Here is an 826-nt window from a genome sequence, read left to right on the forward strand (position 1 = left end):
GATGAACACCAGGATGCCGGTGTCGCGCGCCTTGATCGTCGCCTCGGCGAGCGGCTTCTCCTCGCGCGGGCTGATGACGATGACGTCGACCTGCTGGGCGATGAGCGACTCGACGTCCGACACCTGCTTGGCGGTCGAGCCCTGCGCGTCGGTCGTGACGACCTTGTGGCCGCGCTTCTCCGCCTCCGACTTGATCGACTCGTTGAGCGCGATGGTCCACGGGTGGTCGGACTGCTGCGCCGAGAACCCGATCGTGTAGGTGTCCTTCTGCTCGAGCGTGGGCAGCGAGCCGGGCTCGGCGTTCCCCCCCGACGCCGAGGGGCTGCCCGTCGTGCAGGCCGACGCGAGCAGCGCGACGGCCACCGCGAGCGCTGCGATGCGCTTCTTCATGTCCTCAGAACCTCTCTGTTCCTGTGGTGCGTGCGGTCCGCGCGCTCAGACGCGGTCGCCCGCGCCGGCGGCAACGGCTTCATGTCGGTGTCCGCGACGCACGCGGCGCTGCTGCTCGCGCAGGGTGCGGGCCGGCTCGTGCGGTCCTCGCAGGACCGCGGCGTCGTCGCCGTGCTCGACCCGCGGCTCGCCACGGCGCGGTACGGCGAGTCCCTGCAGCGGTCGATGCCGCCGTTCTGGCGCACCACGGACCGCGACGTCGCGGTCTCCGCGCTACGTCGGCTCGCCGGATCCGACTAGCCTCGTGCAGGGGAGGTGCCGCACCGGGCGGGCCCGTCCCGCACCACCGGTTCCGCGCCCGTGACGAGGGGAAACGACCATGGTCGACGCCATCGAGGGCGACGAGTACGCCTTCAGCCCGACGCCGTCCGTGCCG

Annotated in this window: 1 protein-coding gene and 1 pseudogene; one reads left to right on the top strand and one right to left on the bottom strand. The window is 72.0% G+C overall.

All coding sequences use genetic code 11. The features are described 5' to 3' along the window. Window positions 1-390, bottom strand: a 390-nt coding sequence (locus G3I71_RS44925) for a substrate-binding domain-containing protein (protein WP_164324660.1), incomplete at its 3' end; no start/stop codon positions are given. Window positions 391-426: 36 nt separating this feature from the next. On the opposite strand from G3I71_RS44925, the pseudogene G3I71_RS44930 reads away from it, so the two are divergent. Then, a pseudogene (locus G3I71_RS44930) lies at window positions 427-690 on the top strand (helicase C-terminal domain-containing protein); the annotation flags it as partial. Between the last annotated feature and the right edge of the window lie 136 nt (window positions 691-826).

This window comes from Streptomyces sp. SID12501, from assembly GCF_010550245.1.
Lineage (GTDB): Bacteria > Actinomycetota > Actinomycetes > Streptomycetales > Streptomycetaceae > Streptomyces.